General features: G+C 73.5%; 6 protein-coding genes and 1 other RNA gene. 3 read left to right on the top strand and 4 right to left on the bottom strand.

Translation table 11 applies throughout. The annotated features are described in order from the left end of the window. Positions 1-168: 168 nt before the first annotated feature. Together hisN and OZN99_RS23770 are read right to left on the bottom strand one after the other, a co-directional pair. Positions 169-951 (bottom strand): histidinol-phosphatase, encoded by a 783-nt coding sequence (hisN, locus tag OZN99_RS23775; RefSeq protein ID WP_270937736.1) that lies wholly within the window; start codon positions 949-951, stop codon positions 169-171. Positions 952-1,064: 113 nt separating this feature from the next. Further along, a complete protein-coding gene (locus OZN99_RS23770; protein ID WP_270937735.1) occupies positions 1,065-1,601 on the bottom strand; it encodes a c-type cytochrome in 537 nt (178 codons plus the stop codon). 254 nt (positions 1,602-1,855) lie between these two features. On the opposite strand from OZN99_RS23770, the gene OZN99_RS23765 reads away from it, so the two are divergent. Continuing rightward, complete coding sequence (locus OZN99_RS23765; RefSeq protein WP_270937734.1) at positions 1,856-2,752, top strand: prephenate dehydratase; 897 nt, start codon at positions 1,856-1,858, stop codon at positions 2,750-2,752. A gap of 21 nt (positions 2,753-2,773) precedes the next feature. Here the strand turns inward: OZN99_RS23765 and OZN99_RS23760 are convergent, their stop codons facing one another. Both OZN99_RS23760 and nudC read right to left on the bottom strand, forming a co-directional pair. Continuing rightward, positions 2,774-3,094 carry a phosphoribosylamine--glycine ligase gene (locus tag OZN99_RS23760; RefSeq protein ID WP_270937733.1) on the bottom strand — a complete coding sequence of 107 codons (321 nt, stop codon included), beginning with the start codon at positions 3,092-3,094 and terminating at the stop codon, positions 2,774-2,776. Further along, positions 3,091-4,020 carry an NAD(+) diphosphatase gene (gene nudC, locus OZN99_RS23755; RefSeq protein WP_270937732.1) on the bottom strand — a complete coding sequence of 310 codons (930 nt, stop codon included), beginning with the start codon at positions 4,018-4,020 and terminating at the stop codon, positions 3,091-3,093. Before nudC ends, OZN99_RS23760 begins: the two co-directional genes overlap by 4 nt. A 144-nt stretch (positions 4,021-4,164) precedes the next feature. On the opposite strand from nudC, the gene ffs reads away from it, so the two are divergent. Together ffs and OZN99_RS23745 are read left to right on the top strand one after the other, a co-directional pair. Then, positions 4,165-4,263, top strand: an RNA gene (gene ffs / locus OZN99_RS23750) — signal recognition particle sRNA small type. 67 nt (positions 4,264-4,330) lie between these two features. Next, the coding region (locus OZN99_RS23745) for a DNA polymerase III subunit gamma/tau (RefSeq protein ID WP_270937731.1) at positions 4,331-5,728 on the top strand (1,398 nt) is incomplete at its 3' end.

Below are 5,728 nucleotides of genomic sequence, written 5' to 3'. Positions count from 1 at the left end.
GGATCGCCTGGCCGGGCGCCGCGGAGCCACCGGCGGGCGTGGCGGCGCCGAGCGGCCGGGGGGCGAGCGCAGCCGGCGCGAGGCCGAGCGCGGCGGAGAGCGAAAGGAGGTCGCGGCGTCGCATGCCGCACAGTTTGGGGGTTCCCCCCGGCCGGGACAACCGCGGTGTCAATCTGCGAGCAGTCCGGAAACCATCGGCAACAGGGCGGGGTCGCCGACCGCCAGCACGGTCCCGTCCGAATCCAGCCGCAGCGGACGCCCGGCCCAGTCGGTGCAGCGGCCGCCCGCGCCCTCAACCACCGGCACCAGGGCGGCCCAGTCCCAGGGCTTCATCGTGGCGTCCACCACCACATCCACCAAACCCAGCGCCACCAGCCCATAGGCGATGCAGTCGCCGCCCCAGGTGGTGCGCCGCGCCGCGTCCTTCACCGCGGCGAAGCGCGGCGCGGTCGCGGCGTCGAACATGTCGGGCGAGGTGCAGGACAGCTCGGCCTCCGCCAGGCTTGCGCAGGGGCGGCATCCCGCGCTGCCGCCGATCGGCGATCGGAAGCGCGTGGCCTGTCCGGCGATGCCGATCCAGCGTTCGCCCGTTACCGGCTGGTCGATCAGCCCCAGCACGGGGATGCCGCGGTGCAGCAGGCCGATCAGCGTGCCGAACAGCGGCCGGCCGGTGACGAAGGCGCGGGTGCCGTCGATCGGGTCCAGCACCCAGACCCAGTCGGCATCCGCCCGCGCGTTGCCGTATTCCTCGCCGATCACGCCGTGCGCAGGCAGGCGCTGCGCCAGCAGGTCGCGGATGGCGCGTTCCGCCGCGCGGTCGGCCTCGGTGACGGGGCTGGCATCGCCCTTCGCCTCGACCAGCAGGGCGGAGCGGAACAGCGGCCGGATGACCTGCCCGGCCAGATCCGCGGCCTCTTCGGCGACCGCCAGGAAATCGGACGCGTGCGCCATCTCAGTCGCCCCCCGGTGCCCGTCCGCGGCCTCGACGCGGAAGGACGAGCCGTTCCCCCGTGATCAGCACCGATCCGAGGCCGACGCAGGACCGCGAAGCGCCGTCCCGGGGCTCAGGGCAGCGGCTTCGGGTTGGGCGAGAGCGACCGCAGGAAGGCAATCACGTCGGCGCGCTGCTGGGCGCTGTTGATGCCGGCGAAGGCCATGCGGGTGCCCGGCATCGCCGTGGCCGGGCGGGCCAGGAAGGCGTTCAGCGCCTCGTAGTCCCACGGCTTGTCGGCCAGGGCACGGTTCGCCGCGGAGTAGTTGAAGCCGGCGACGCGCGCATGCGGCGAACCGACGATGTCGTACAGGTTCGGGCCCACGCCGTTCGGGCCGCCCTGCGCGAAATTGTGGCAGGAGGCGCAGAGCCGCTGCGACAGCGAACGGCCGTTGTCCACGTTCGCAGCGGCCAGCAGCGGTCCGATCGGCTCGAGCGCGGGTGTCGCCGGGGTTGCGGGTGCCTGGGCAGGCGGCGGCGCCCCGGTGGCGATCGCGGCCTGGTGCAGCCGCGGCGGCGAGACCAGGAAATCGCCGACCAGGCCGGCCACCATGAAGGTGATTCCGGCGGTGAGCACCGCGGCGGCTGCCTTGTTGAATTCCAGACTCATCCCGGAACCGACCCTTCCCGAACCCCGCGAGCCTTCCCGGGCGCGACCCTGCCTGGCGAACCCGCATGCCGCGCAGACGCGCCGCCGCGCCGCTGGGCGCGCGGGCGTCACGGGGCGCGAGTGCCGGCGGGCTTGCGCCCCTCTCGCCGTGCCGTAAAACCGCGCGGAACATAGAGGCGGCGCCGAGCCTCGACAACCCGGCCGCCTTGCGCCGCCCGGCCGCCCGCGGCGGATGCGATCTGCAGGACAAGACGATGGACAGCCCCAGCCCCGCCGCGCGCAGCGCCACCACGCCGGAGGCCGAGCGGACCATCGCTTTCCAGGGCCTGCCCGGCGCCTATTCCGACCTCTCCTGCCGCCACGCCTATCCCGGCTGGACGACGCTGCCCTCCCCCTCCTTCGAGGCAGCGATGCAGGCGGTGCGGGAGGGCCGGGCCGCGCTGGCCATGCTGCCCTGCGAGAACTCCCTGGCCGGCCGCGTGCCGGACATCCACCGCCTGCTGCCGGAGTCCGGCCTGCACGTGGTCGGCGAGCATTTCGAACGGGTCGAGCACTGCCTGCTGGCGCCGAAGGGGGCGAGCATCGCGACCCTGAAGCGCGCGCACAGCCACCCGATGGCGCTGGGCCAGGTGCTGAAGGTGCTGAAGGAACTGGACCTGCAGGCGGTGATCGAGGCCGACACTGCCGGCGCCGCGGCGCTGATCGCCGAGCGTGGCGGGGTGGAGGACGCCGCCATAGCCAGCGCACTGGCCGCGGAGGTCTACGGGCTGGAGATCCTGCGCCGCAACGTGGAGGACGAGGCGCACAACACCACGCGCTTCTACGTCATGTCGCGCACGCCCCTGCCGCCGCCCTACGGGCCGGGCGAATGGGTGACCAGCTTCGTCTTCCGCGTCCGCAACATTCCCGCCGCCCTCTACAAGGCGCTCGGCGGCTTCGCGACCAACGGCGTGAACATGACCAAGCTCGAGAGCTACATGGTCAACGGGGCCTTCACCGCCACGCAGTTCCTGGCCGACGTGGACGGCCACCCGGAAGAGCCGCACCTGGCCCGGGCGCTGGAGGAGCTGCGCTTCTTCTCGGCGGACCTGCGGATCCTCGGCACCTATCGCGCGCATCCCTACCGGCTGGCGCAGCGCGAGGGGAACTGATCTCGCCGCGCCACCCGGCGGCTACTGGCCGAAGAACAGCGCCGGGCGCACCTGCTCCACGCCGCCGCCATGGATCACGCCGCGTCGGCGGAGGCAGTCGCGGAAGGCACGGCGCTCTGCCTCGGTCCGGCGCTGCTCGACGAGCGCGTGCTGCGTCTGGTTGGCCGGGTTCTCCTCGCGGAACAGCTCCCGCACCTCGGGCGAGTTGCGCGACTCGGTGCGACATTCCGCGACCGCCGGATCCTCCTGCGCCGCGGCCGTGCGCGGTGCGGGGCCGCGCGACCCGCAGGCGGCGAGCAGCAGCGCCGGCAGCAGCAGCGCGAGGGGCAGGCGGCGTGTCACGTCCCGGCCTCCAGCCAGTCCTCGATCAGGCGGCGCGCGATGGAATCGACGCGCGGCAGGGAGAAGCCAAGGGCCGCGTGGTTGCGCAGCTCGTCCCGCGTGAACCAGCGGGCATCCTTCAGCTCCTCCGGGTCGATGCGGATCTCGTCCGAGAGGCCCTCGGCGTGGAAGCCGAGCATGATGGAAGAGGGGAAGGGCCAGGGCTGCGACGAGTGGTAGAGCACCTCGCCGACCTCGACGTTCGTCTCCTCCTTCACCTCGCGGCGCACCGCCTCCTCCAGGCTTTCGCCGGGCTCCACGAAGCCGGCGAGCGTCGAATACATCGTCACGTTGGGGAAGCGGTGCGAATGGCCCAGCAGGCAGCGCCCGTCGCGGACCACCAGCATGATCACGGCAGGATCGGTGCGCGGGAAGTGCTGCGCGTTGCAGGCGGTGCAGACCATCGCGTGGCCGGCGCTGCGCGGCGTGCAGGGCGCGCCGCAGGCGCCGCAGAAGCGGTGCCGGGTGCGCCAGTGCATCATGCCCCGCGCATGCGCCAGCACGCTGGCCTCGCCCGGCGGCAGCAGGCCCGCCACCTGGCGCAGGTCGGCGAAGGTGCCCATGCCCTCGGGCAACAGCGGCAGCGGATCCTCAGCGGCGGAGCAATCGACGGCGAAGACCGGGCGCCTCTCCCACAGGCCGAGGAAGGCCCAGGGCCCGTCCTGCATGCGCACCGCCTCGGCGGCGGCGGCGGTCAGCAGCACGGCTTCCGGTCGGCCCTGCTCGACGCCCTTCATCAGCGACTTCGCGCGCCAGACCGGGGCGAACAGCGTGTCCGGATCGGCCAGCGACTGGTGGATCCAATCCGCATCCTCGCGCCGGTCGGCGGCCCGGTCGAGCGGGCTGCCCGTATAGGCGTTTGGTCGGCTGGCGGGGATGGACAGCATGCGCCGCGTGATGTGCCACGCGGAAACCTGCCGGGCAACCGCAGGTGGCCGGGGCCATGCCGCATGCCGATCGCGTCCGGACCGGGTCGGCAACTGGCCAACCGCACCATTGCCCCCGGACGCCGGAGACCCGATATTGAGGGCGGAAGGTCGGCGACGGACGTGCCCCTCGCCAACCCGGTCAGGTCCGGAAGGAAGCAGCCGTAACGAGTTCTCGCGCGGGTCGCCCGCCGGCCTTCCACCGCATCCCGCTTCTCGCCACGGCCCCGCGATCCGGGCCCCCAGCTTCCACCCGGACAGCCCCGCGCGCATGGCCAGCGACATCTTCGGCAACCCGCTCCCGCCCGAGCCAGAGGCCGAAGAGGCCCTGCCGGAGCCGCCGCCGCCCGAAGGGCCCGGCCTGTTCGGGGACGACCCGGCGCCGAAGCCGGCCGCCGCGCCGCAGCCCGCGCCGTCCGAGCCTGCGCCGGCCGCCCCCTACCGGGTGCTCGCCCGCAAATACCGCCCCACCGTCTTCGCCGACCTGATCGGGCAGGAGGCGCTGGTGCGCACGCTGCGCAACGCCTTCGCGCAGGGCCGCGTGCACCACGCCTTCATGCTCACCGGCGTGCGCGGCGTGGGCAAGACGACGACGGCCCGCATCATCGCGCGCGCCCTGAATTGCATCGGCGTGGACGGCAAGGGCGGACCGACGCCCGATCCCTGCGGCACCTGCGCCGAATGCCGCGCCATCCTGGCCGACCGCCACCCCGACGTGCAGGAGCTGGACGCCGCCAGCTCCAACTCCGTGGACGATGTGCGGGAGCTTCGCGAAAGGCTGCGCTTCCGCCCGGCCCAGGGGCGCTTCAAGGTCATCATCCTGGACGAGGTGCACATGCTCTCGTCCGCTGCCTTCAACGCGCTGCTCAAGACGCTGGAGGAGCCGCCGCCGGACGTGAAGTTCATGCTGGCGACGACCGAGCTGCGCAAGGTGCCGGCCACCATCCTCTCGCGCTGCCAGACCTTCCACCTGCGCCGCGTGTCGCAGGAGGTGCTGCGCGCCCATTTCGCGCGCATCTGCACCGACGAGCAGGTGGCGGCCGAGCCCGAGGCGCTGGCGATGGTGGCGCGCGCCGCGGACGGCTCGGTGCGCGACGGGCTCTCCATCCTCGACCAGGCGATCGCGCTGGCGGGCGGCGGCAGCGTGACCGCGGAGAGCGTGCGGGAGATGCTGGGTCTCGCCGACCGCGCCCTGGCCATCACGCTGATGGAGGCGCTGATGGCCGGCGACACCGCCCAGGCGCTGGAGCTTTCCGGGCAGGCGCATGCGCGCGGCACCGACCCCGGCGTGATGCTGTCCGACCTGCTGGCGCTGACGCACCTGCTCTCTCGCCTGCGGACCATCCCGGACCTGCGCAAGGACGTGTCGCTGACCGAGGATGAGCGCGTGCGCGGCGCAGCGCTGGCGGACAAGCTGTCCATCCCGGTGCTGGCGCGCGCCTGGCAGATGCTGCTGAAGGGCGTGCAGGAAGTGGCGCAGGACGGCGTGGACCGACGCGCCGCGGCCGAGATGGTGCTGATCCGCCTGGCCCATGCCGCGGATCTGCCGACGCCGGGCGACCTGGTGCGGCGGCTGACGGAGCAGGGGACGCAGGGCGGGGCGGGTCCCGCCGCGCCGTCCGGGCCGCCCGGCGGGAGTCTGCGGGCCATCGCCGGCGGCGGCGCGGCG

This window comes from Falsiroseomonas oryzae (assembly GCF_027856955.1).
GTDB classification, from domain to species: domain Bacteria; phylum Pseudomonadota; class Alphaproteobacteria; order Acetobacterales; family Acetobacteraceae; genus Falsiroseomonas; species Falsiroseomonas oryzae.
This window is presented reverse-complemented; position numbering and strand designations above follow the sequence as displayed.